The 22,615-nt window shown below is 68.9% G+C and carries 18 protein-coding genes; 12 read left to right on the top strand and 6 right to left on the bottom strand.

The annotated features are described in order from the left end of the window. Positions 1-115 precede the first annotated feature (115 nt). From BLQ77_RS01065 to glmM, 5 genes are all read left to right on the top strand, one after another. Positions 116-2,671, top strand: a complete 2,556-nt coding sequence (locus BLQ77_RS01065) for a putative PEP-binding protein (protein ID WP_089954376.1) — start codon at positions 116-118, stop codon at positions 2,669-2,671. A gap of 164 nt (positions 2,672-2,835) precedes the next feature. Beyond that, the gene (locus tag BLQ77_RS01070) at positions 2,836-3,471 is read left to right on the top strand and encodes a cell wall hydrolase (protein ID WP_040383859.1); all 636 of its coding nucleotides are present in this window, start codon (positions 2,836-2,838) and stop codon (positions 3,469-3,471) included. A 198-nt stretch (positions 3,472-3,669) separates the two neighbouring features. Continuing rightward, positions 3,670-4,590 carry a dihydroneopterin aldolase gene (locus tag BLQ77_RS01075; RefSeq protein WP_008885544.1) on the top strand — a complete coding sequence of 307 codons (921 nt, stop codon included), beginning with the start codon at positions 3,670-3,672 and terminating at the stop codon, positions 4,588-4,590. A 48-nt stretch (positions 4,591-4,638) separates the two neighbouring features. Further along, positions 4,639-5,649, top strand: coding sequence for a dihydropteroate synthase (folP, locus tag BLQ77_RS01080; protein WP_089954379.1), 1,011 nt, complete (start codon positions 4,639-4,641; stop codon positions 5,647-5,649). Beyond that, positions 5,639-6,982 (top strand): phosphoglucosamine mutase, encoded by a 1,344-nt coding sequence (glmM, locus tag BLQ77_RS01085; RefSeq protein ID WP_089954383.1) that lies wholly within the window; start codon positions 5,639-5,641, stop codon positions 6,980-6,982. Before folP ends, glmM begins: the two co-directional genes overlap by 11 nt. Positions 6,983-7,070: 88 nt before the next feature. Here glmM and BLQ77_RS01090 read toward each other — a convergent pair whose 3' ends face one another. Both BLQ77_RS01090 and proS read right to left on the bottom strand, forming a co-directional pair. Then, positions 7,071-7,709: a DUF2937 family protein gene (locus BLQ77_RS01090; RefSeq protein WP_089954386.1), complete on the bottom strand. Its 639-nt coding sequence runs from the start codon at positions 7,707-7,709 to the stop codon at positions 7,071-7,073. Between the two features lie 65 nt (positions 7,710-7,774). Further along, the gene (proS, locus tag BLQ77_RS01095) at positions 7,775-9,118 is read right to left on the bottom strand and encodes a proline--tRNA ligase (protein ID WP_089954389.1); all 1,344 of its coding nucleotides are present in this window, start codon (positions 9,116-9,118) and stop codon (positions 7,775-7,777) included. 237 nt (positions 9,119-9,355) lie between these two features. Between proS and BLQ77_RS01100 the strand changes: the two genes are divergently transcribed. The 5 genes from BLQ77_RS01100 (at position 9,356) to BLQ77_RS01120 (ending at position 16,599) form a co-directional block, all read left to right on the top strand. Then, on the top strand, positions 9,356-10,429 hold the full coding sequence (locus BLQ77_RS01100; RefSeq protein ID WP_040383858.1) for an AI-2E family transporter: 1,074 nt from the start codon (positions 9,356-9,358) through the stop codon (positions 10,427-10,429). Beyond that, on the top strand, positions 10,426-11,127 hold the full coding sequence (locus BLQ77_RS01105; protein WP_008884042.1) for a P-loop NTPase family protein: 702 nt from the start codon (positions 10,426-10,428) through the stop codon (positions 11,125-11,127). The genes BLQ77_RS01100 and BLQ77_RS01105 overlap by 4 nt, the downstream gene beginning before the upstream one ends. A 51-nt stretch (positions 11,128-11,178) precedes the next feature. Then, complete coding sequence (locus BLQ77_RS01110; protein ID WP_008886243.1) at positions 11,179-13,353, top strand: RNA degradosome polyphosphate kinase; 2,175 nt, start codon at positions 11,179-11,181, stop codon at positions 13,351-13,353. A 284-nt stretch (positions 13,354-13,637) separates the two neighbouring features. Then, positions 13,638-14,936: a flagellin N-terminal helical domain-containing protein gene (locus tag BLQ77_RS01115; protein ID WP_089954392.1), complete on the top strand. Its 1,299-nt coding sequence runs from the start codon at positions 13,638-13,640 to the stop codon at positions 14,934-14,936. Positions 14,937-15,042: 106 nt separating this feature from the next. Next, the gene (locus tag BLQ77_RS01120; protein WP_008884392.1) at positions 15,043-16,599 is read left to right on the top strand and encodes a Ppx/GppA family phosphatase; all 1,557 of its coding nucleotides are present in this window, start codon (positions 15,043-15,045) and stop codon (positions 16,597-16,599) included. A gap of 19 nt (positions 16,600-16,618) precedes the next feature. Here the strand turns inward: BLQ77_RS01120 and BLQ77_RS01125 are convergent, their stop codons facing one another. Both BLQ77_RS01125 and BLQ77_RS01130 read right to left on the bottom strand, forming a co-directional pair. After that, a complete protein-coding gene (locus tag BLQ77_RS01125; RefSeq protein WP_089954395.1) occupies positions 16,619-17,041 on the bottom strand; it encodes a hypothetical protein in 423 nt (140 codons plus the stop codon). A gap of 102 nt (positions 17,042-17,143) precedes the next feature. Beyond that, the gene (locus BLQ77_RS01130; protein ID WP_089954826.1) at positions 17,144-18,247 is read right to left on the bottom strand and encodes a THUMP domain-containing class I SAM-dependent RNA methyltransferase; all 1,104 of its coding nucleotides are present in this window, start codon (positions 18,245-18,247) and stop codon (positions 17,144-17,146) included. A 153-nt stretch (positions 18,248-18,400) separates the two neighbouring features. Between BLQ77_RS01130 and hisF the strand changes: the two genes are divergently transcribed. Next, on the top strand, positions 18,401-19,162 hold the full coding sequence (gene hisF, locus BLQ77_RS01135) for an imidazole glycerol phosphate synthase subunit HisF (RefSeq protein WP_008883564.1): 762 nt from the start codon (positions 18,401-18,403) through the stop codon (positions 19,160-19,162). Beyond that, positions 19,159-19,470 (top strand): phosphoribosyl-ATP diphosphatase, encoded by a 312-nt coding sequence (locus BLQ77_RS01140; RefSeq protein WP_089954397.1) that lies wholly within the window; start codon positions 19,159-19,161, stop codon positions 19,468-19,470. Before hisF ends, BLQ77_RS01140 begins: the two co-directional genes overlap by 4 nt. A 116-nt stretch (positions 19,471-19,586) precedes the next feature. On the opposite strand, the gene BLQ77_RS01145 is transcribed toward BLQ77_RS01140, so the two are convergent. Both BLQ77_RS01145 and BLQ77_RS01150 read right to left on the bottom strand, forming a co-directional pair. Beyond that, the gene (locus tag BLQ77_RS01145) at positions 19,587-20,054 is read right to left on the bottom strand and encodes a CoA-binding protein (protein ID WP_089954400.1); all 468 of its coding nucleotides are present in this window, start codon (positions 20,052-20,054) and stop codon (positions 19,587-19,589) included. Between the two features lie 245 nt (positions 20,055-20,299). Beyond that, a complete protein-coding gene (locus tag BLQ77_RS01150; RefSeq protein ID WP_089954403.1) occupies positions 20,300-22,591 on the bottom strand; it encodes a xanthine dehydrogenase family protein molybdopterin-binding subunit in 2,292 nt (763 codons plus the stop codon). Between the last annotated feature and the right edge of the window lie 24 nt (positions 22,592-22,615).

Below are 22,615 nucleotides of genomic sequence, written 5' to 3' on the forward strand. Positions count from 1 at the left end.
CGCGCAACAATTGCGCGGCCCCGCCAGCGGTATTAACCTCGGCTTCGCAACTAAAGGTGATATTACGCACAGCCTTTTTGCGTTATGCTGCAGTGCGGAAAAATCAGGAATCCCCGTGCCAGACACGCTTCGACAGGACCAGGACCCGGAGGTCACGCTCATCACCCCCTCGGCGCCGATTTCGACGCCGACGCACGGGGGCCGGGCGAAGTGTCTGCAACGGCTGGTGCGGCTCGACATGCCGGTGCCGCGCACGGTGGCGCTACGCTTCGACACGGTGCACAGGATCGCCCGCGGCGCGATGCCCGACATCGACCGCATCCTCGCCGAATTCCCGCGCGGCGCCCTGCTCTGCGTGCGGCCCTCGTCCGAGGATCCGGACTGGGGCGGCCCCGGCTCGGTGCTCAATATCGGCATGAACGACGCCGCCTATGTCGAGCTTTCCGACAGTATCGGTGCCGATGCCGCGTCGTCGCTCTACCAGCGCTTCGTCATGGCCTACGCGATCCACGTGGCGCGGCTCGATCCCGACGTGTTCGAGGAAATCGACGGCACTGGTCAGGACGGGCTGAGCGAGGCGCTGCGCTGCTACGAGGAAGAGGCGGAAGAGCCCTTCCCGCAGGATCCAGCGCGGCAGCTTGCCGAGGTGCTGCGCTCGATGGCGCGCGCCTGGGACGGCACCACCGCACGGCTTCTGCGCCAGGCCAAGGGGGCGCCGGTCGATGCGGGGCTCGGGCTTATCGTGCAGCAGATGGCGCTGGGGCTCGGCATCGGCGAATGCGGCTCGGGCGTGCTGCAGCTGGTCAACTCCGAGACCGGGCTGCCGCAGATCACCGGCCGCTACCTGAGCCAGAGCCAGGGCCGCGAGGCCCTGCAGCGCGGGCAGAAGTCGCTGTTCCTCGAATGCGATCCGCGCGGCCCCTCGCTCGAGGAGATTGCGCCGGAGGCCTTCGAACAGCTCAAGCAATACGCCGCCTTCATGCGGGAAAAGCTCCGCGCCGAAATGCAGATCGAGTTCACGCTCGAGAACGGCAGCGTGCACATCCTCGACGGCGTGCGCGTCAAGCGCAGCGCCCGGGCCGCCCTGCGCATCGCCGTGCGGCTGGCCGAAGAGGGAATCATCTCGCGGCAGGAAGCGGTGATGCGGGTCGAGCCCCGCGGCCTTTCCGAACTGCTGCACCGCCAGATCGACCCCGAGGCCGAGCGTGACGTGCTCGGGCGCGGCGTCGCGGCCTCGCCCGGGGCCGCAACGGGGCGCATCGTGTTCTCCTCGTCCGAGGCGCAAGCCAGTGCCGCGCGCGGCGAGCCCTGCGTCCTCGTCCGGCGCGAGACCTCGCCCGAGGACGTGCGCGGCATGCACGCCGCCGTGGCCGTGCTGACCGAGCGCGGCGGCATAACCAGCCACGCGGCGGTGATCGGGCGCGGGCTCGGCCTGCCCTGCGTGGTGGGCGCGGTGCGCATGGGCTTCCGCCTGCACGACAAGCTCTTGCTGGCCGAGGACGGCCGCCGCTTCCGCGAAGGCGACATCATCACCGTCGACGGCAGCTCGGGACAGATCCTCGCCGGTGCGCCCAAGACCATCGAGGCGGCGCTCGACGACGCCTTCCAGACCTTCATGTCCTGGGCTGACGCCGAGCGCGACATCGGCATCCGTGCCAACGCCGACACCCCCGCCGACGCCACCACCGCGCGCAACTTCGCGGCACAGGGCATCGGGCTGTGCCGGACCGAGCACATGTTCTTCGAGGCCGAGCGCATCACGCCGATGCGCGAGATGATCTTCGCCGACAGCCCCGACGACCGGAAGGCGGCACTGGCCCGGCTGCTGCCGATGCAGCGCGCCGATTTCATCGAGCTTTTCCGCATCATGGAGGGGATGCCCGTCTGCATCCGGCTCTTCGACCCGCCGCTGCATGAATTCCTGCCCTCGGACCGCGCCGGGATGCGCGATCTGGCCGAGGCGCTGGACCTGCCGGTTTCGGACGTCACCCGCCGGGTCGAGAGCATGGGCGAATACAACCCGATGCTGGGGATGCGCGGCGTGCGTCTCGGCATCGCGGTGCCCGAGATCTACGACATGCAGGCCCGCGCCATCTTCGAGGCGACGCTCGAGGCCTCACGCGATGGGGCGCCGGTGGTGCCCGAGATCATGCTGCCGCTGGTCTCTGCCTGCCGCGAGGTCGAGCTGGTGCGTTCGCGCATCGACGCGGTGGCCGCCGCCGTGCGCCATGAGCGCGGGCGCGACTTCGACTACTCGCTCGGCGTCATGGTCGAGACCCCGCGCGCCTGTCTGCGCGCCGACGAGATTGCGCAGCACGCGCATTTCCTCTCTTTCGGCACCAACGACCTGACGCAGATGACCTACGGGCTCTCGCGCGACGACGCGGGCCGGTTCATGTCGGACTACGTGCAGCAGGGCGTCTTCCCCGAGGATCCCTTCCACCGGCTCGATGCCGAGGGCGTGGGTGAGCTCATCCGCATCGGTGTCCGACGCGGCCGGCAGGGCAATGGCGGCGTCATGCTGTCGGTCTGCGGCGAGCACGGAGGGAACCCCGAATCGATTGCCTTCTGCCGCAGCGTCGGAATCGACTACGTGAGCTGCTCGCCGTTTCGCGTTCCGGTAGCAAGGCTGGCTGCAGCACAACTCGCCATTCAGGACAAGATGGGGTAGCCCCTCACCTCTCACCCACTTCATATTGTAGGTTAGTGGTAAATTTGAGCCGGATTCTGCCGGTTCATTTTTCGTCTGCTGGACCCATAGTCACATTTTTATTAAAGACGCCCGGGTTTTGAGCGGTTTGGGGCAGCCGCACCTGGGACGTAACTGAGGGACAGATGATCAAAGCTATCGTGATAGCGCTTGCAGCGCTTTCCGTAGCCGTGCCTGCGGCTGCCGAAGTGAAACAGGATAACATCCGCCGCCTGGTCCGGTTGGAACAACGCGGATTGAAGTCCGCCCAACAGGCCCATCTCAACGGCTTGATTACCCCGGTCTCGACCGGTGCCGTGCGTGGGTTCAACTACGACAGGGCCTGGCTCGCAAGTCAACCCGAGGCAAGCGGCGGTGCGCAATTCCAGTGCCTGGCCGAGGCGCTCTATTTCGAGGCACGCGGCGAATCGCTGAAAGGCCAGTTCGCCGTCGCCGAGGTGATCCTGAACCGGGTCGACTCGCCACGCTTTCCGAACTCGGTCTGCGGCGTGATCAACCAGGGCACCGGGCGCAAGTACGCCTGCCAGTTCACCTACACCTGCGACGGCCTGCCCGAGCACATCAGCGAGCCCGCCGCATGGGACCGGGTCGCCAAGGTCGCCAAGGCGATGCTCTCGGGCGCGCCCCGGGCGCTGACCAACGGCGCGACCTTCTACCATACCCACGCGGTGCGCCCCTCGTGGTCGCGCAAGTTCACCAAGACCGCGTCGATCGGCGACCACTTCTTCTACCGCGCCGGTTACCGGGTCAGCAGCAACTGACGCCGCACGAGGGCCGGGAAGTGCCGCTTCCGGCCCTCGCGCAAGTGCTCTGCCTGCGCTATAGGCAGCGACACGCTCCGCGACGGCGGGCGGGCGCAGGGGTCTTCGGCAGACGCCAGCAGGGCCCGTCCGGCAGCTTCGGCCTTGTGCCGGCCCCGGGAAACAGACACTTGCCGATCCGCGCCGGGGGACCCTGCCATGGCCAATGAAATCCGCCTCGCCTTTGCACATCCGTCGGAGCGCGCCATCGCCACCGAGGGAGAGGCCCCGCGCGACCGGATCAGCCTGCGCGAGCACGTACGCGAGGTCGAGATCGGCGCCTTCCAGGCCGAACGCGGCCACACCCAGCGCATCCGCTTCGACATCGTGGTCGAGGTCACCCCCGCCGGCGGCCCGCTCGACGACGACGTCGACCGCATCCTGTCCTACGACCGGGTGACCGAGGCGATCGGCATCGAGCTCGCCGCCGAGCGGGTGAACCTGCTCGAGACGCTGGCCGAACGCATCGCCGAGCGCATCCTGCTCGAGCCGCAGGCGATGCGCGCCTTCGTCCGCATCGAGAAGCTCGACCGCGGGCCCGGCGCGCTTGGCGTCGAGATCGTCCGAACCCGTGGCGACTATGGCAAGCACCTGCAGGAAGTGGCGCAGCCGCGCCCGCATCCGCGCGTGCTGTACCTCTCGAACGAGGCCATCGCCTCGGACGAGCTGCCGGGCTGGATCGACCGCTACGCCTCGGAGCCCGCGCCGCTGATCCTATGCGTCGGTCTCCCCGACGTGGCGCGTCCACAAGCCTCGCACCCGCTGGCACAGCGCCGCGTCGACCTGCTCGCCATCGAGCAGAACGGCTGGCTGCTCGCCGCGCGCGACCCGCGTTGCAAGGTCGTCGCCACCCGGACCGAGCTCGACTGGGCGGTGAGGAACGGCCAGATCTGCGTCTGGGCGCCGTCGAAGATCGTGCTCGACGCGACGCAGGGCCCGTCCACGCAGCCGCGGGATTCCGTGGCGCTTGCGGCCTGGTTCGCCGGGCTGGTCGAGGCCTGCGAGCTGGTCGCCATCGGCGAAACGCCGCCCGCCGAGGTCACCGTCCCGGTCCGCACCGTAACACTCGGAAACGGGTAGGACCGCGCCCGCTTGCCAAGGAGGCAGCGGCAGGGCTACAGACCCGGTATGCGTGATTATTATCGCCCCCTGGTTCGATCCGATTTCCCCCGTCCCGACACGGCGCTGTCGCTCGCCGGGGGTCCCCGCTGGTTCACCCACGTCGCCCGGCACCGGCGCGACGGCAGCGTGACCCGGCTTGCCGCGACCGAGGTTCCGCCCGAGGCGCTGGCCCGTCTCACCGCGCGGCGGCCGTCGCTGCTCGGCCTGCCGATGGACCGGGCCCAGATCATGGGCATCCTCAACGTCACCCCCGACAGCTTCTCGGACGGCGGCAGCGACCGCAACGCCGCCGAGGCGGCCCTGCGCGGACGGCGGCTGATCAACGAGGGTGCCGACATTCTCGACATCGGCGGCGAAAGCACCCGCCCCGGCGCCCCCGAGGTGCCGAGCGGCGAGGAGATCGCCCGCACCGAGCCGGTGATCCGCGCGCTGGCGGGCGTGCCGATCTCGATCGACACCCGCAAGGCCAAGGTCGCCCGCGCCGCGGTGCGCGCCGGCGCCTCCATCGTCAACGACGTCTCGGGCCTGACCCACGATCCGGCGCTGGCCGGCTACTGCGTCGAGAACGGCCTGCCGGTCTGCGTCATGCATTCGCAGGGCGACCCCGAGACCATGCAGGACGATCCGGTCTACGAGAACGTGCTGCTCGACATCTACGATTTCCTTGAGCGGCAGGTCGACATGCTCGAGGCGCAGGGCCTGGCCCGCGGCAAGATCATCGTCGACCCGGGCATCGGCTTCGGCAAGACGCAGGCGCACAACCTCGCGCTGCTGAACGGGCTCTCGCTGTTCCACGGGATTGGCTGTCCGGTGCTGCTGGGCGTGTCCCGCAAGGGCTTCATCGGGCGCATCGGACGCGCCCCCGAGCCCGCGTCACGCGCGCCGGGCTCCATCGCCGTGGCGCTCGCCGGGATCGCGCAGGGCATCCAGATCATCAGGGTTCACGACGTGGCCGCAACCCGCCAGGCGCTCGCGCTGTGGCAGGCCGTCGAGCAGGGAGGCAAAGATGACGCGTAAGCTTTTCGGGACCGACGGGGTGCGCGGCACCGCCAACGCCTTTCCGATGACCGCCGAGATGGCGCTGATGATCGGCGCCGCCGCCGGCCGCTACTTCCGCCGCGAACGCGCCGGGGTGCACCGGGTGGTGATCGGCAAGGACACCCGGCTCTCGGGCTACATGTTCGAGAACGCGCTGACCGCGGGCCTGACCTCGACCGGCATGAGCGTGCTGCTGCTGGGCCCGGTCCCCACCCCCGCGGTGGGGCTGCTGACACCGGCGATGCGCGCCGATCTGGGCATCATGATCTCGGCCAGCCACAACCCGGCAGACGACAACGGCATCAAGTTCTTCGGCCCCGACGGGTTCAAGCTCTCGGACGAGGTCGAGGCCGAGATCGAGGCGCTGGTCGAGGCCGGCGTGCAGCCGGCGCAGGCCCACAACATCGGCCGCGCCAAGCGCATCGACGATGGCCGCTTCCGCTACATGGAGCGGGTGAAATCCACCCTGCCCCACGGCATGCGGCTCGACGGGATGAAGGTGGTGGTGGACTGCGCCAACGGCGCCGCCTACCGCACCGCCCCGGAGGTCCTGTGGGAGCTCGGCGCCGACGTGATCCCCGTGGGCACCTCGCCCAACGGCCTCAACATCAACGCCAACTGCGGCTCGACCAGGCCGCAGGCCGCCGCCGAGGCGGTGGTGGCCCATGGCGCTGACGTCGGCATCTGCCTCGACGGCGATGCCGACCGCATCATCCTCATCGACGAGACCGGCACCATCGCCGACGGCGACCAGATCATGGCGCTGATGGCCGCCCGCTGGGCCGAGGAGCAGCGCCTGCACGAGGGCACGCTGGTCGCGACCGTGATGTCGAACCTCGGGCTCGAGCGCTTCCTCGAATCGCGGGGGCTGCGGCTCCAGCGCACCAAGGTCGGCGACCGCTACGTCGTCGAGGCGATGCGTGCGCATGGCTGGAACCTTGGCGGCGAGCAGTCCGGGCACATCGTGATGACCGATTACGCCACCACCGGCGACGGTCTGATGGCGGGGCTTCAGTTCCTCTGCGAGATGGTGCGCACCGGCCAGCCCGCCTCGGACCTTGCGCGCAACTTCGCGCCGGTGCCGCAGCTGCTGAAGAACGTCCGCTTCGGCGCCGACAAGGCCCCGCTCGAGGCCGCCTCCGTACAGGGCGCCATCGCCGAGGCCGAGGCCGCGCTCACCGGCAAGGGCCGGCTGCTGATCCGCAAGTCCGGCACCGAGCCGCTGATCCGCGTGATGGCCGAGTGCGAGGACGAGGCGCTGCTGGCACAGGTCGTCGACGGCATCGTGGCCGAGGTCCAGGCCGCGGTCTGACCGCCTGCCCGGGCCGCCCCCGGCCTGCATCCCGACCGAAAAAGGCAGCCCTGCCCACCCGGGAACGGCCCCTGCCCTTCCTTTGGCCTCAAATATCCCGGGGGAGACGCGCGGAACGCGCGGCGGGGGCAGAGCCCCTCACGGCGCGCAGCGGCGTTCCGCACCGATGACGGGGCACTGGGCGGCTCAGCACCGGCTCACGGCGCCGGGCCGCGGCCCGCTTCCTGCGGCGCGGGCGGAAGGGCAGCGCCAGAAGCGACAGCACGAAGGTCAGCGCCAGCCAGCCGCTGACGAAGCCCACCCCGGCAAAGGCCAGCCCCTCGGGCGTCGTGGGCACCGCCGGGCGATAGGCCTGCCACGTCCGCTCCATGATCTCCGGGTCTCCGAAATGCCGGGCCAGTGCCACGCGCTGGAAGGCGCCGCTGCCCGCAAGCGCCTCGAGATCCGCGGCCAGCCGGTCGTGGCGGGCGATGGTCTCGGCCATGCGCTCGGCGCGGGAGGCGCCGAAATCGCCGCCGGTGGCGAGCTGGTCGAGCGCGGTGTCGCGGCCAAGACCCAGCTCCGCCGCATCCGCGTCGAAGTCGCGGATCAGCCGCGACAGCTCGTCGACCGCGCCACCGAGGCGCTGGACGTATTGCTGCGTGAATTCGGGGAACTGCGAGAACCCCACCGCACCGGTCAGCCCGGCGGCGAGGGCAACGGCCCTGATGACCATACCTGCGAACATGCCTGCCTCCTGCGGCCCTCTTGCGGGGCCGACAGGGGACAGTCTAGCGCGAATCGCGGGGCCTGTCAGGCCGCCGCGACGCCGTAGATCTCCGCGATCTTCGCGACGGCCGCCTCGGGCGGCATCTCTTCGCTCTCGCCGGTGCGGCGCGAGGTCAGCTCGACCACGCCGTTCTTGAGCCCGCGCGGGCCCACGGTGATGCGCCACGGCAGGCCGATCAGGTCCATGGTGGCGAACTTGGCGCCGGCGCGCTCGGTGGTGTCGTCGTAGAGCGGGTCCAGCCCCAGCGCGATCAGCGCCGCGTGGATCTTCTCGCAGGCGGCATCGGCCTCGGCGTCACCGGTCTTGAGGTTGACGATCCCGCAATGGAACGGGGTCACGCCCTCGGGCCAGATGATGCCCTTGTCGTCGTGGCTGGCCTCGATGATCGCGCCCAGCAGGCGCGAGACGCCGATGCCGTGCGAGCCCATGTGCACCGGCACCTGGTTGCCGTCCGCATCCGCCACGGTGGCGCCCAGCGGCTCGGAATACTTGGTGCCGAAGTAGAAGATCTGGCCGACCTCGATGCCGCGCGCCACGCGGCGGCGCTCTTCGGGGACCTGGTTGAAGACCGCCTCGTCGTGGGTCTCGTCGGTGCGGGCATAACGCGAGGTGAATTCCTCAAGCACCGCCTGACACTGCTCGCGCGAATCATAGTCGATCTCGCGGTCGCCGAACTTCAGGTCGGTGATCTGGCTGTCGTAGAACACCTCGGACTCGCCGGTTTCTGCCAGCACCAGGAACTCGTGCGTGTCGTCGCCGCCGATGGGGCCGCTGTCGGCGCGCATCGGGATCGCCTGCAGGCCCATACGCTCATAGGTGCGCAGGTACGAGACGAGGTGCCGGTTGTAGGCGTGCAGCGCGTCTTCCTTGGTGAGGTCGAAGTTGTAGCCGTCCTTCATCAGGAATTCGCGCCCGCGCATCACGCCGAAGCGCGGGCGGATCTCGTCGCGGAACTTCCACTGGATTTGGTACATAGTCAGCGGCAGGTCGCGGTAGGACGAGACGTTGGCGCGGAAGATGTCGGTAATCAGCTCTTCGGCGGTCGGCGTGAACAGCATCTCGCGGTCGTGGCGGTCGGTGATGCGCAGCATCTCGGCGCCGTAGGCGTCGTAGCGGCCGGACTCGCGCCACAGATCGGCGGACTGGATCGTCGGCATCAGCATCGGGATGTGGCCCGCGCGCTGCTGCTCCTCGTGGATGATGTTCTCGATCTTGCGGAGAACCTTGAAGCCCATCGGCAGCCAGGAGTAGATCCCGGCGCTCGCCTGCTTGATCATGCCGGCGCGCAGCATGTAGCGGTGCGAGACGATCTGCGCCTCGGCGGGCGTCTCCTTGAGAACGGGCAGGAAGTAGCGGCTCAGGCGCATCAGGGCGGGCCTCCCGGTAGAAATCAGGTCCGGAACGGCCTATGCGATGGGCCGCGCAAGAGCAAGAGCCGCATGTGTGACGGCGCGCACGCCGTTGCCCTGCCCCGCCGGCGGCGGAGGCCGCGCCGGGGCCACTGCGCAAACCGGCCACGACCACGCCCTGCAAGGCGTTCACAGCCTTGCAACCGCTGCTGCGACACGCGATGAAGGGACAGGGTCCTACGCGAAAGGCAGGAGATGGCGTTGCCGGTGCGCGCACAGCTGAAATACTGGGGCATCGCGGCCATCGCCTTTGCGGTGGTGCTGTGGTTCCTGGGCGACGTGCTGCTGCCCTTCGTGCTTGGCGGCGCGATCGCCTATTTCCTCGACCCGGTCGCCGACCGTCTCGAGCGGGCGGGCATGAGCCGCGCCATGGCCACGGGCACCATCACCATCGGTGCCGTGGTGCTCTTCGTCATCCTCGCGCTTGCGGTGGCGCCGGCGCTGGCGCGGCAGACCAGCCAGCTCATCGACACCGCGCCCGAGCTCTTCCGCCAACTCCAGAGCTTCCTGACCACGCATTTCCCCTCGATCATGGTCGAGGGCAGCCCGGTGCGCGAGACGCTGGTCTCGATCGGCGAGACCATCAAGGAGCGCGGCGCGCAGCTCTTCGATACGGTGCTGACCTCGGCGATGTCGCTGCTCAACATCCTGCTGCTCTTCGTCATCGTGCCGGTGGTGGCGGTCTACATGCTGCTCGACTGGGACAACATGGTGGCCCGCGTGGACGAGCTGCTGCCGCGCGACCACGCCCCGGTGATCCGCGGCCTCGCCCGCGAGATCGACGCGACGCTGGCGGGCTTCATCCGCGGCATGGGCTCGGTCTGCCTGATTCTCGGCACCTACTACGCCGTTACGCTGTGGCTGGTGGGGCTGAACTTCGGCCTCGTCGTCGGCGTGGTTGCGGGCATGCTCACCTTCATCCCCTATGTCGGCGCCATCGTCGGCGGCGCGCTGGCCATCGGGCTGGCGCTGTTCCAGTTCTGGGGCGACTGGGTCTGGATCGCGGTGGTGGCCGGGATCTTCTTCTTCGGCCAGTTCCTCGAGGGCAATTTCCTGACACCGAAGCTGGTGGGCGAATCCGTCGGGCTGCACCCGGTGTGGCTGATCCTCGCGCTGTCGGTGTTCGGCTCGCTCTTCGGCTTCATCGGCATGCTGGTGGCGGTGCCGCTGGCTGCGTCGCTCGGCGTCATCATGCGTTTCCTCGTGGGCCAGTACACCGACAGCAAGCTCTATCGCGGGCTGTCCGACGGGGACCATATCGGCGAATGACCGGACCGGACCAGCTTCCCCTTCCCCTGCCGGTCCGCCCCGCGCTGGGGCGTGAGGACTATTTCGTCAGCCGCTCGAACGGCCTGGCGGTGGCGCTCATGGACGACTGGCGCAACTGGCCGAATCGCAAGCTGGTGCTGGTGGGCCCGCATGGCGCCGGCAAGACCCACCTCGCGCACGTCTGGGCGGCCGAGACCGGCGCCGTGATCGTCCCCGCCAAAGGGCTCGAGACCGCCGACATTCCGGCGCTGGCCAACGGGCCGCTCTGCGTCGAGGACGTGCCCGCGATCGCCGGGGACCGCCCCGCCGAGGAGGCGCTCTTTCACCTGCACAACCTCACGCTGGCGCAGGGCCAGCCGCTGATGGTGACGGCGCAGACACCGCCGGCGCTCTGGCCGCTGGTGATTCCCGACCTCAAGAGCCGGATGGAGGGCACCCAGACCGCCACCCTGCCCAACCCGGACGACACGCTGCTGTCGGCGGTGCTGGCCAAGCTGCTGGCCGACCGGCAATGCGTGCCCGCGCCTGACGTCATCCCCTATCTCGTGCGGCACATGCCACGCAGCTTCGCGATGGCGCGCGAGCTGGTGTCGGCGCTCGACGCCCATGCCATGACGCGGCCCAAGGGCATCACCCGGGCACTTGCGCGCGAGGTCCTGTCGCGACTTGAACCGCCCCCGCCCAACTTGCCAGAATGAGCCTCGCCGACCGTCACGAATCTGTTTCAACCCTTAGCGCATAAGCCCCTCATGAGCATTGCAGATTTCCTCAAGGCCCCGATGCCCGCGCCGAGCGAGCTCGCGGAGGTCGACCTCACCGGCCCCGGCCGTTTCTACAACCGCGAACTCAGCTGGCTGGGGTTCAACTGGCGCGTCCTCGAAGAAGCCGAGAACCCGCGGGTGCCCCTGCTCGAGCGGCTGCGCTTCCTGTCGATCTCGGCGACCAACCTCGACGAGTTCTACACCGTGCGCGTCGCCGGTCTGCGCGAGCTGGCCCATGCCGGCAACACCAACCCGGCCGCCGACGGGCTGACCCCGGCCGAACAGCTCGTGCTGATCAACGAGGACGCCCGCCGCCTGATGGCGCACCAGCAGAAGGTGCTGCACACGCTCGAGGCCGAGATGGCCGCCGCCGGCATCGACATCGTGCCCACGGCCGAGCTTACCGACGAGGACCGCGCCCACGTCGAGACCGAGTTCCTGAGCCAGGTCTTTCCGGTGCTGTCGCCGCTGGCCATCGACCCGGCGCACCCGTTCCCCTTCATCGCCAACATGGGCTACTGTCTCGCGATAACGCTGGAGCGCAAGAAGGACCGCCGCTCGCGCAACGCGCTGCTGCCGATCCCGCACCAGGTCGCCCGCTTCATGGCGCTGCCCGCCCCCGACGGCCAGAACCGCTTCATCTACCTCGAGCACGTGCTGCTGCTGCACATCGAGAGCCTGTTCCCCGGCTACCGGATCAAGGATCACTTCGGCTTCCGCGTGCTGCGCGACAGCGACCTCGAAGTCGAGGAAGAGGCCGAGGATCTCGTGCGCGAGTTCGAGGTGGCGCTGAAGCGCCGCCGCCGGGGCGAGGTCGTGCGCCTCACCGTCACCACCGGCGCGCCGCAGGGCCTGCGCGACATCGTGCAGCGCGAGCTGCACGTGCAGGACGACGAGGTCATCGAGCTAGACGGCATGATCGGCATTGCCGACCTCAAGGAGCTGGTGCTCGACAACCGTCCCGACCTGCTCTGGCCCACGTTCACGCCGCGCGTGCCCGAGCGGGTGCAGGACCACGAGGGCAACATGTTCGCGGCCATCGCGCAGAAGGACATGCTGCTGCACCACCCCTACGAGACCTTCGACATGGTGGTGCGCTTCCTGCAGCAGGCGGCACTGGATCCCAACGTCGTGGCGATCAAGCAGACGCTCTACCGCACCTCGCGCAACTCGCCCATCGTCGAGGCGCTTTGCGAGGCTGCCGAGGAAGGCAAGTCGGTCACCGCGCTGGTCGAGCTCAAGGCGCGCTTCGACGAGGCTGCCAACATCCGCCAGTCGCGGCGGCTGGAGCGTTCGGGCGCCCACGTGGTCTATGGCTTCCTCGACTGGAAGACCCACGCCAAGATCAGCCAGGTGGTGCGCCGCGAGGGCGACAAGCTGGTGACCTACACCCACTGGGGCACCGGCAATTACCACCCGATCACCGCGAAGATCTACACCGACCTGTCGTTCTTCACCTGCGATGCCGCGCTTGGCCGCGACGCCGCGAAGATCTTCAATTACCTCTCGGGCTACGCCCAGCCGGAAGGGCTCGAGAAGCTGGTGATCTCGCCGCATTCGCTGAAGCCGAAGATGCTCGAGCTGATCGCCGCCGAGGCCGAGCACGCCCGTGCCGGCCGTCCCGCGAAGATCTGGCTCAAGATGAACTCGCTCATCGAGCCCGACATGATCGATGCGCTCTATGCCGCCAGCCAGGCGGGCGTCGAGATCGACTGCGTGATCCGCGGCATCTGCGGCCTCAAGCCCGGCGTGAAGGGCCTGTCCGAGAACATCCGGGTGAAGTCCATCATCGGCCGCTTCCTCGAACACTCGCGGATCATCTGCTTCGGCAACGGCCACGGGCTGCCGCACAAGAAGGCGCGGGTGTTCATCTCCTCCGCCGACTGGATGGGGCGCAACCTCAACCGCCGGGTCGAAACCGGCGTCGAAATCGAGAACCCCACGGTCAAGGCGCAGATCGTCAGCCAGGTGATGGCAGCGAATCTCGCCGACAACATGCAGAGCTGGGTCATGGAGCCCTCGGGCAAGTTCACCCGGCACCCGGTGCCCGAGGATGCGACCCCCTTCAGCTGTCACCGCTTCTTCATGGAGAACCCGTCGCTGTCGGGCCGCGGTTCGGCCGGCGCCAGCGACGTGCCCAGCCTCACGCACAGCGAGGACTGATCCTTGCGTCCCGGGCCCCTCGCAGCCCGGGATTTGCTTCCGCAGCCACCGGCTGGCGCCCAGAAACCGCCACGAAATGACCGCGGCAGCGCCCCGGTCACTTAAGCGGTTCGCAACCCCGAATTGGCAAGAGTCTAGGTCGCACTTGGGGGCAAGTGGCGCGGGCCGTGCTGTATCCCGAATTCGATACGGTCCCGCGGACCGGCTGAATCGCCGGATCGGATGCCCCTCGAGTCCGGGGCCGACCGCGCGAACGGCGCGTCCCTCCCCGAACAGGCAGACCCATGTCCAGCATCCTCACAAACGACAGCGCGTCGATCGCGCTGATGACGCTTCAGTCCATCAATTCCAACATCGCCGACGTGCAGAGCGAGATCTCGACCGGGCGCAAGGTCGCCGGGGCCGACGACAACGCCGCCGTCTGGGCCATCGCCAAGACCATGGAGGCCGACGTGCTCGGCTACCGCAAGGTCTCGGACAGCCTCGCGCTCGGAGGCTCGACCCTGAGCGTGGCGCGCAACGCGGCAGAAACGATCACCGACCTGCTCACCAAGATTAAGGGCCACGTGGTCACCGCGCAGGGCGAGAACGTCGACCGCAGCAAGATCCAGGCGAACATCGGCGCACTGCGCGACCAGATCGCCGCCGTGGTCGGTGCGGCGCAGTTCAACGGCATGAACCTCCTGCAGAACACCGAGGCCACCGAGGGCAGCGGCAGCGAGGCGGTGCTCGGCTTCCTGCAGCGCGACGCCTCCGGGGTCCGCGGCGTCGACATCGCCATCACCAAGCGCGATCTCGGCCAGGGCGCGGGGGCCATCTCGGCCTCGGGCGGGACCTATGTCGCCGCCGTCGCCAGCGCCACGCTTAACGCCACTCAGTCCGGCACGCTCAATGCCAGCGCCGTGACGGTCACTGCGGGCATGGCCTTCTCGCTCAACATCTTCGGCACCGACGCGGATGATTCGACCTTCACCCAGGCCGACCTGCGCTTCACCACCGCCGCCAGCGAGACCCGCGCCGAGATGACCAACGCGCCGATCTTCTACGTGGCGCGCGACGGCGACACGACCTCGGACGTCATGACACAGCTCGTGCGCCGGTTCGAGAGTTACGCCGCGCAGAACGACATCGACGAATCGGTGCTCTCGATGACCGCCTCGGGCAGTTCCATCAGCATAAGCTCCGGCGTCACCGACGGCACCGACACCATCGCCATGAGCCTCAACACCCTGACCGCGGACGCCGGCAACACCGTCGGCGGCGGGCTCGAGCTGCTCTCGGGCTTCGACGTCACCACCACCAGCGGCGCCTCCGACGCGCTCAGCCAGATCGAAGGGCTGCTCACCACCGCCACCGATGCCGCCGCCGGTTTCGGCTCGGACCAGAATCGGCTCGAGACCCAGACCGCCTTCAACGGCAAGCTCACCGACGCGATGCGGGCCGGTATCGGCACACTCGTGGACGCGGATCTCGAGGAAAGCTCGGCACGGCTTCAGGTCCTCCAGGTGCAGCAACAGCTTGCCATTCAGGCACTGTCGATTGCCAATGGCTCGCCACGGGCGCTTCTAGGCCTCTTCCGCTGACGCAGCAGCCGACGCGGCGGAAGCTCTGGCGGAACCCCATCGGAAGCACTTTCGCCCGACTGGGTTCGCGTGGTAGAGGAGTCGCGCAGAAAAGCCGAGGAAGCACATGGACGGACAAGGCGACTCCGCCCAGAGCGACTGGGGCCCGTTCGGGCGCCCGCTCTTCGACGATCCGCAGGCGCGGCGCTTGTCGCGCGTCGGAGTCGTGGACATCGGATCGAATTCGGTTCGGTTGGTGGTCTTCGACGGCGCGGCGCGCAGCCCGGCGTATTTCTACAATGAAAAGATCATGTGCGGCCTCGGCGCGGGCATGCCCGAGACCGGGCGCCTGAACCCCGAGGGCAAGGAACGTGCCCTTGCCGCGCTGGCGCGGTTCAACACGCTCGCCCGCGGCATGGACCTGCCGCCGCTGACCACCGTCGCGACCGCCGCAATGCGCGAGGCCGAGGACGGCCCCGCCTTCCGCGCCGAGATCGAGCAGAAGACCGGGCTCAAGGTCTGGGTCATCGACGGCGAGGAAGAGGCCCGGCTCTCGGCGCAGGGCGTGCTGCTGGGCTGGCCCGGCGCCAACGGCCTGATCTGCGACATCGGCGGCTCGTCGATGGAGCTGGCCGAGCTCTCCGACGGCCAGGTCGGGCGGCGGGTGACCTCTCCGCTGGGACCGCTGCGCTTCAAGGATCTCGAGGGCGGCAAGAAGGCCCGCGAGAAGCACATCCGCAAGAGCATGGCCAAGCTCACCGAGAAGATCGACACCACCGGCTCGCGCCTGTTCCTCGTCGGCGGCTCGTGGCGCGCCATCGCGCGCATCGACATGGAGCGGCGCAACTACCCGCTTCACGTCCTCCACGAGTACCGCATGGACACCGCCGCGGTCGAGGAAACGCTGAAGTTCATCGAACGCGCCGATCTCGAGACCCTGCGCAACGCCTGCTCGATTTCCGCCGCCCGCATGAGCCTCGTGCCCTACGCCTCCGAGGTGCTGGGCGTGCTGCTCGAGACCTACCAGCCGTCCGAGATCGCCATCTCCTCCTACGGGATCCGCGAGGGCCTGCTCTACGAGCAGATGCCGCAGATGCTGCGCGACCGCGATCCGCTGGTCGAGGCCTGCCGCTTCTCCGAGGCCAAGGACGCCCGCCTGCCCGGCTTCGGCAAGACGCTTTACAAGTTCGTGCTGCCGCTCTTCGCGACGTCCGGCGAGGCCCGGCTGCGCCTCGTCAAGGCCGCCTGCCTGCTGCACGACGTCAGCTGGCGCGCCCACCCGGACTACCGGGCGCAGACCTGCTTCGACAACGCCACCCGCGCCAACCTCGGCGGGCTCGGCCACCCCGAGCGGGTGTTCCTCGGGCTCGCCCTGCTGCACCGCTACAAGAACAAGCGCGAGGGCACCGGGTTCGAGGATTTCTACTCGCTCATCGACGAGGCGGAACAGCGCGAGGCCGAGGTGCTCGGCAAGGCGATGCGCTTCGGCTCAATGCTGTGGATGTCCGACGCCAAGAAGGAAGACGGGGCGGATCTCGACTGGAACCCCGAGACGCGCAGCCTCGTGCTTAACCTGACCGCCGAGGCGGCCCCGCTCTACGGCGAGGTGGCCGAGGCCCGGTTCAACTCTCTGGCGCGGGCGCTGGACGCGGAAGAGGTCCGGGTGGAACTGGCACCGGCCTGAGGCCGGTCGTGCGGCGACGCTAGAGTTCGATCTCGGACCCGTCGGAGGGGCTGTCGAAGGGCGACGGCGCCTCTTCCTCCTCCTCCTCGCCCGGCAACCGCTTGCGCAGGATGATGTCGCCATTGGGCAGCATCTCTGGCGGATGGTAGTCCGACCAGTCCCGCACCTTCCCCATGAGCTCGTGCAGGGCCGGCCCCATCTCCTTGGCGAAGCTGCGCAGCGCCGGCTGCATCTCGCCGGCAAGATCCTCGAGCCCGCGCAGCGCCGGGTCGAGCTCGTCCATCAGGCCGCGCAGGAACATCTCCGCCCCGCGCTTCATCAGCCCGTCTTCCTCGGCAGGCGCCTCGGTCTCGGGCGCCTCCTCGACCTGTGCGACAGCCAGGCCCGCGCCGGATCCGGCGACAAGGGCGGTGGAAAGGATCAGGGCAGCGATGCGTCTCATGCCCCCAATATAGGCGCAGAGCGTCTCCCGTTTAAGACGATTCGTCGCGCGACACGTCCGGGGGCCGCTTTCCGCCGCCCCCCCGCAACGCGCCAAGAAGGCCTAGAGCGGGTTCGTGCGATAGAGCCGGATCTTCAGCGAGCCATGTGCCACCGGCGGTCCCGGCGGCAGGAACGGCAGCCCGGTCGCGCGCGCCAGCCCCGCCTCCGGCGTCACCAGACCCACGCGCCAGCCGCGGAAACGCTCCTTGAGCACATCGCCAAGGCTCCGGTGCAACGCGTGCAGCGGCCCCGGCTTGCCGATACGCGCGCCCCAGGGCGGGTTCACGATGACCAGCCCCGGTTCCCCCTCGGGCCGCTCCAGCGCGCTCACCGGCTGGCAGGCAAACACCGCCGTGCCGTCGACGCCCGCCCGCTGCGCGTTGGCGCCCGCCATGCGCACCGCCCCCGCGTCGCGATCGTACCCCCGGAACAGCAGCCCGGTCTCGCGCCGCGCGGCACCGCGCTTCATCGCCTCCCACGCAGCCGCATCGAAGCTCGCCAGACGCTCGAAATCGAACCTACGGGTCCGCCCCGGCAACAGGCCCATGGCGATCTCCGCCGCCTCCAGCACGAAGGTGCCCGAGCCGCACATCGGGTCGATCACCGGCTCTTCGCCGGTGTACCCGCACTCGCGCAGGAACATCGCCGCCAGCGTCTCGCGCATCGGCGCCTTGCCGACCTCTTCCTTGTGCCCCCGCCGGTGCAGCGGCTCGCCCGAAGTGTCGACCGAGAAGCTCACGAGGTTCTCCTCGATCCGCACCAGAAGCCGCACCCCGTCATCGCTGACCGGCGCGCCCAGCGTCTCGGAAATCGCCCGTTCGACCCGCTCCCTGGCGGCGCCGCCGTGATAGATCCGGGACTTCCGGCTGATCGCCTCGACCCGCACGCCCTGGTCCGGGCGCAGCACCTCGCCCCACGGGAACTTGCGCGCCCGCTTGTCGAGCTGCGCGAGATGCACCGCCGGGAACCCACCGATCCGCGCCAGCACCCGCGCCGCGCCGCGCAGCACCAGGTTGGCACGCCAGACGTCGGGCCAGCCGCCGTCGAAGGCCACCCCGCCCGCATCCGGCCGCAACGGCCCGAAGCCCGCGGCCTTGGCCTCGCCCACCAGCGTCGTCTCCAGCCCCGGCGCGCAGGCCAGGAAGATCTCGAATCTCTCGTCCATCCGGCCCGAATAGCGCCTTTGGACCATCGCGACGAGTCCGTCCCTTCATCTTGCCCGACAAACTCCGGGGGAGCCGCGCAGCGGCGGGGGCAGAGCCCCCTGCCACGCCCATTCCCCCTTCCATAGCCACGGATTCCGCGCCATAAGCGGGCCATGCTCAAGACCCGCATCATACCCTGTCTCGATGTCGCCGACGGCCGCGTGGTCAAGGGCGTCAATTTCGTCGACCTGCGCGATGCGGGAGACCCCGTCGATGCCGCCCGCGCCTACGATGCCGCCGGCGCCGACGAGATCACCTTCCTCGACATCCACGCCACCCACGAAAACCGCGGCACCATGTTCGACGTGGTCACCCGCACCGCCGAGCAATGCTTCATCCCGCTCACCGTGGGCGGCGGCGTGCGCACCGTGGCGGATGTCCGGGCCCTGCTGCTCGCGGGTGCCGACAAGGTCAGCTTCAACTCCGCCGCCGTCGCCAATCCCGACGTGGTGGCCGAGGCCGCGGACCATTTCGGCTCGCAATGCATCGTGGTGGCGATCGACGCCAAGACCGTCGAACCCGGCCGCTGGGAGATCTTCACCCACGGCGGCCGCCGCCCCACCGGCATCGACGCGGTGGCGTTCGCCCGCACCGTCGCCGCCAAGGGCGCGGGCGAGATCCTGCTGACCTCGATGGACCGCGACGGCACCAAGTCCGGCTTCAATATTCCCCTCACCCGCGCCATCGCCGACGCGGTGGACGTGCCGGTGATCGCCTCCGGCGGCGTCGGCACGCTCGACCACCTGGTCGAGGGCGTGACCGAGGGCCATGCCTCGGCGGTGCTCGCCGCCTCGATCTTCCACTTCGGCGAATACTCGATCCAGCAGGCCAAGGCCCACATGGCCGCCGCCGGCATCCCGGTGAGGCCCGCATGACCCTCGAAGAGCTCGACCAGATCGTCGCCACCCGCGCCAACGCCTCGCCCGACGAGAGCTGGACCGCGAAGCTGCTCGCCAAGGGCCCCGAGAAATGCGCCGAGAAATTCGGCGAAGAGGCCATCGAGGCCATCATCGAGGCCACCAGGGGCGACCGCGACCGCCTGACCTCCGAGGCCGCCGACGTGCTCTTCCACCTGCTCGTGATGCTGCGCGCCCGCGACGTGTCTCTGGCCGAGGTCATGACCGAACTGGCGCGCCGCCAGGGGCAGTCGGGCATCGCCGAGAAGGCCTCGCGCCAGGGCTGACGGACCGCCCGAAAGGGTACAGCCCCACCTTCCAGTCCAGGTCAAGTGAATCAGCGAGCGCCCTGCGGGACGGCGGGCGGGGCGATGTTCCCGAAGGGGACGAGCGGCGCGCGTCGTCACAGCTTCGACGAGATCACCCCGGTATTGAACCCACCCATGCGCAATTCGCCGTGCAGCCGCTGGTACTCGATCTTCGGGCAGCGGTTCATCACAACGTCGATGCCCCGGGACTCGGCGCGCGCGGCGGCCTCGGCGTTCTCGACCCCGATCTGCATCCACACCGTCCGCAGCCCCGGCAGGTGCTCGAGCGCCTCATCGACCAGCGGGCCCACCGCCTCGGAACGACGGAAGAGGTCGAGCATGTCGACCTCCGGCGGAAGCTCCGCGATACTGCTGCGTACGGTCTCCCCGAAAAGCTGCGCCCCGGCATGGCCCGGGTTGACCCCGATCACGCGAAAGCCGCGCTGGCTCAGGTAGCGCGCCACGTAGTAGCTCGGGCGCACCGGGTTCAGCGACACGCCCACGACGGCGATCACCCTGGTGCGCCGCAGGATCTCTTTCAGGAAGGCATCCGAATATCTCATGCGCCCACCCTATTGCGATTCAGGGGAGGCCCGAAAGGTGCCCGATCAGCCCGGCGCAAAGAAAAAGCGCCCAAGGAAAACCTTGGGCGCAAGTGCGGAACGAGGGACAGTGAAGGCTTCGCGGAGGTTCCGTATCCGCGATCCTGATAGGGATATGGGCGCAAAAGACACAATTGGAAGCCCCCTCAAGGAAGCGTGAACAAAAATCTTGACGCCATAACGAAAAGCCGCCTTGCGGCGGCGGATCACTCCGCCGCCTGCTTCGCGCCCCCGAGCAGGCTCCAGAGCCGCATCGGCGTGAAGGGCATGTCGACCTGCCGGATGCCCAGCGGCCAGAGCGCATCCTGCACCGCGTTCGACACCGCCGCGAGCGCACCGACGGTGCCCGCCTCGCCGCAGCCCTTCATCCCCATCGGGTTGCCGGTCGAGGGCACGGGCTCCACGTCGAACTTGATCCACGGCATGTCATAGGCGCGCGGCAGGGCGTAATCCATGAAGGTCGCCGACAGCAGCTGGCCATCCTCGTCGAACACCGTCTGCTCGCAAAGCGCCTGCCCCAGCCCCTGCGCGACACCGCCATGGACCTGCCCCTCGGCCAGCATCGGGTTGATGAGGTTTCCGAAATCGTCGACGACGGTGTATTTCACCACCTCCGCCACGCCGGTCTCGCGGTCGATCTCAATCTCGGCAAAATGCGCCCCGTTGGGATAGGAGCGCGCCTGGATCTTGTCGCGCACCGACCAGGTCAGCAGGTCCTCGCGCCCCTTTTCCCGCGCCAGCGCCGCGGTCTCGAGCATGGTCGGCGTCAGGTTCGAGCCCTCGGCCCGGAACCGCTCGTCGTCGAAGCGCACCTCGCCGGGCTCCACCCCCATCTCCTCGGCGAGGAAGGCCGAGAAGCCCTCGACCATCGCCGCAACCGCGGTGAGCGTCACGTTGGCCTGCGTCGTCACCGAGCGCGAGCCGCCGGTGCCGCCGCCCTGCGCGATCAGGTCGCTGTCGCCCTGCACGAAGACGATCTTGTCGAAGGGAATGCCGGTGTGGTCGCTCAGGAACTTGGCGAACACCGTCTCGTGCCCCTGCCCGTTCGACTGGGTGCCCACGTAGATCCGCGCGCCGCCGTCCTCGGTGAACTCGACCTTCACCCCCTCGGACGGGTCGCCGAGGATGGATTCGATGTAGAAGCACAGTCCCAGCCCGCGCAGCTTGCCCTCGGCCTCGCTGGCCGCCCGCCGCGCCGCGAAGCCCGCAACGTCGGCATCCGCGATGGCGTGGTCGAGCACCCGCGGGAAATCGCCCACGTCATAGGTCTCGCCGGTGACCGTGGTGTAGGGGAACTCCTTGACGAAGTTGATCTTGCGCAGCTCGATCGGGTCGATGCCGAGGTCCCGCGCCGCGCGGTCCATGACTCGCTCGATGACGTAGATCGCCTCCGGACGCCCCGCGCCGCGGTAGGCGTCGACCTGTGTGGTGTTGGTGTAGATGCCCTCGACCCGCATCCACGCGGTCGGGATGTCGTAGGTGCCGGTCAGCACCTTGGCGAAGAGCAGCGTCTGGATCGGCTGACCGAAGCCCGAGTTGTAGGCCCCGAGGTTGCAGATCGTGTGGATACGATAGCCGAGGATCCGGTGCCCCTCGTCGAAGGCCAGCTCGGCCATGGTCACCAGATCGCGCCCGGCGTGGTCCGAGAGCATCCCCTCGGTGCGCTCCGAATACCAGCGCACAGGACGGCCCAGCACACGCGCGGCCTGCGCCACGCAGAAATACTCGGGGTAGGACGCCGCCTTCATGCCGAAGCCACCACCCACGTCGGGGTTGGTGATGCGCACGTCCGCCTCGTCGAGCCCCATGGCCTGCGCCAGCTCGCCCTTCATGTCCCAGACGCCCTGCCCGTTGAAGGCCAGGTGGATCCGCGAGCCGTCCCATTCGGCGAAACAACCGCGCCCTTCCATGGCGTTCACGATGACCCGGTTGTCGCCGACCTCGAGCCGCACCACCCGCGCGGCCCTGGCAAAGGCCTCCTCGGTCGCCGCCTCGTCGCCCATGCCCCAGTCGAAGGCGCGGTTGTCCGGCGCCTCGGCGTGGATGGTCTCGCCACCGGCGCAAAGCTCCACGTGGGCAGGCAGCTCGTCGTAGTCGAGCTCGATGAGCTCGGCCGCGTCCTTGGCCTGCTGCATGGTCTCGGCAACGATCAGCGCCACCGGCTCGCCGACGTGGCGCAGCCGACCGCGCGCAAGGACCGGGCGCTCGGGATCGGCGCCCTGCGTGCCGTCACGGTTCGGCACCACGGTCGCGGCCATGCGTACGTCCATGCCCGCAGCGAGCAGGTCGTCCACGGTCAGCACCAGCGCCACGCCCTCGGCCTCGCGCGCCGCGCTCACGTCGAGCGTGCCGATGACCGCATGGGCGACGGGCGAGCGGAACATGTAGGCGTGCAGCGCACCCTCGGGCGCGATGTCATCCACGTAGCGTCCATGGCCGGTGAGGAACCGCACGTCCTCGCTCCGCTTCATCGCCTGGCTCTTGCCGAACTTTTCCATGCTGGGTCCCCTGCGCCTCGCTTG

It is taken from the genome of Salipiger thiooxidans, from assembly GCF_900102075.1.
Lineage (GTDB): Bacteria > Pseudomonadota > Alphaproteobacteria > Rhodobacterales > Rhodobacteraceae > Salipiger > Salipiger thiooxidans.

Coding starts and splice junctions, on each gene's coding strand:
- BLQ77_RS01070 (WP_040383859.1), top strand. CDS start 2,836: ATGATCAAAGCTATCGTGATAGCGCTTGCAGCGCTTTCCGTAGCCGTG.
- BLQ77_RS01075 (WP_008885544.1), top strand. CDS start 3,670: ATGGCCAATGAAATCCGCCTCGCCTTTGCACATCCGTCGGAGCGCGCC.
- folP (WP_089954379.1), top strand. CDS start 4,639: ATGCGTGATTATTATCGCCCCCTGGTTCGATCCGATTTCCCCCGTCCC.
- glmM (WP_089954383.1), top strand. CDS start 5,639: ATGACGCGTAAGCTTTTCGGGACCGACGGGGTGCGCGGCACCGCCAAC.
- BLQ77_RS01090 (WP_089954386.1), bottom strand. CDS start 7,709: ATGTTCGCAGGTATGGTCATCAGGGCCGTTGCCCTCGCCGCCGGGCTG.
- proS (WP_089954389.1), bottom strand. CDS start 9,118: ATGCGCCTGAGCCGCTACTTCCTGCCCGTTCTCAAGGAGACGCCCGCC.
- BLQ77_RS01100 (WP_040383858.1), top strand. CDS start 9,356: ATGGCGTTGCCGGTGCGCGCACAGCTGAAATACTGGGGCATCGCGGCC.
- BLQ77_RS01105 (WP_008884042.1), top strand. CDS start 10,426: ATGACCGGACCGGACCAGCTTCCCCTTCCCCTGCCGGTCCGCCCCGCG.
- BLQ77_RS01110 (WP_008886243.1), top strand. CDS start 11,179: ATGAGCATTGCAGATTTCCTCAAGGCCCCGATGCCCGCGCCGAGCGAG.
- BLQ77_RS01115 (WP_089954392.1), top strand. CDS start 13,638: ATGTCCAGCATCCTCACAAACGACAGCGCGTCGATCGCGCTGATGACG.
- BLQ77_RS01120 (WP_008884392.1), top strand. CDS start 15,043: ATGGACGGACAAGGCGACTCCGCCCAGAGCGACTGGGGCCCGTTCGGG.
- BLQ77_RS01125 (WP_089954395.1), bottom strand. CDS start 17,041: ATGAGACGCATCGCTGCCCTGATCCTTTCCACCGCCCTTGTCGCCGGA.
- BLQ77_RS01130 (WP_089954826.1), bottom strand. CDS start 18,247: ATGGACGAGAGATTCGAGATCTTCCTGGCCTGCGCGCCGGGGCTGGAG.
- hisF (WP_008883564.1), top strand. CDS start 18,401: ATGCTCAAGACCCGCATCATACCCTGTCTCGATGTCGCCGACGGCCGC.
- BLQ77_RS01140 (WP_089954397.1), top strand. CDS start 19,159: ATGACCCTCGAAGAGCTCGACCAGATCGTCGCCACCCGCGCCAACGCC.
- BLQ77_RS01145 (WP_089954400.1), bottom strand. CDS start 20,054: ATGAGATATTCGGATGCCTTCCTGAAAGAGATCCTGCGGCGCACCAGG.
- BLQ77_RS01150 (WP_089954403.1), bottom strand. CDS start 22,591: ATGGAAAAGTTCGGCAAGAGCCAGGCGATGAAGCGGAGCGAGGACGTG.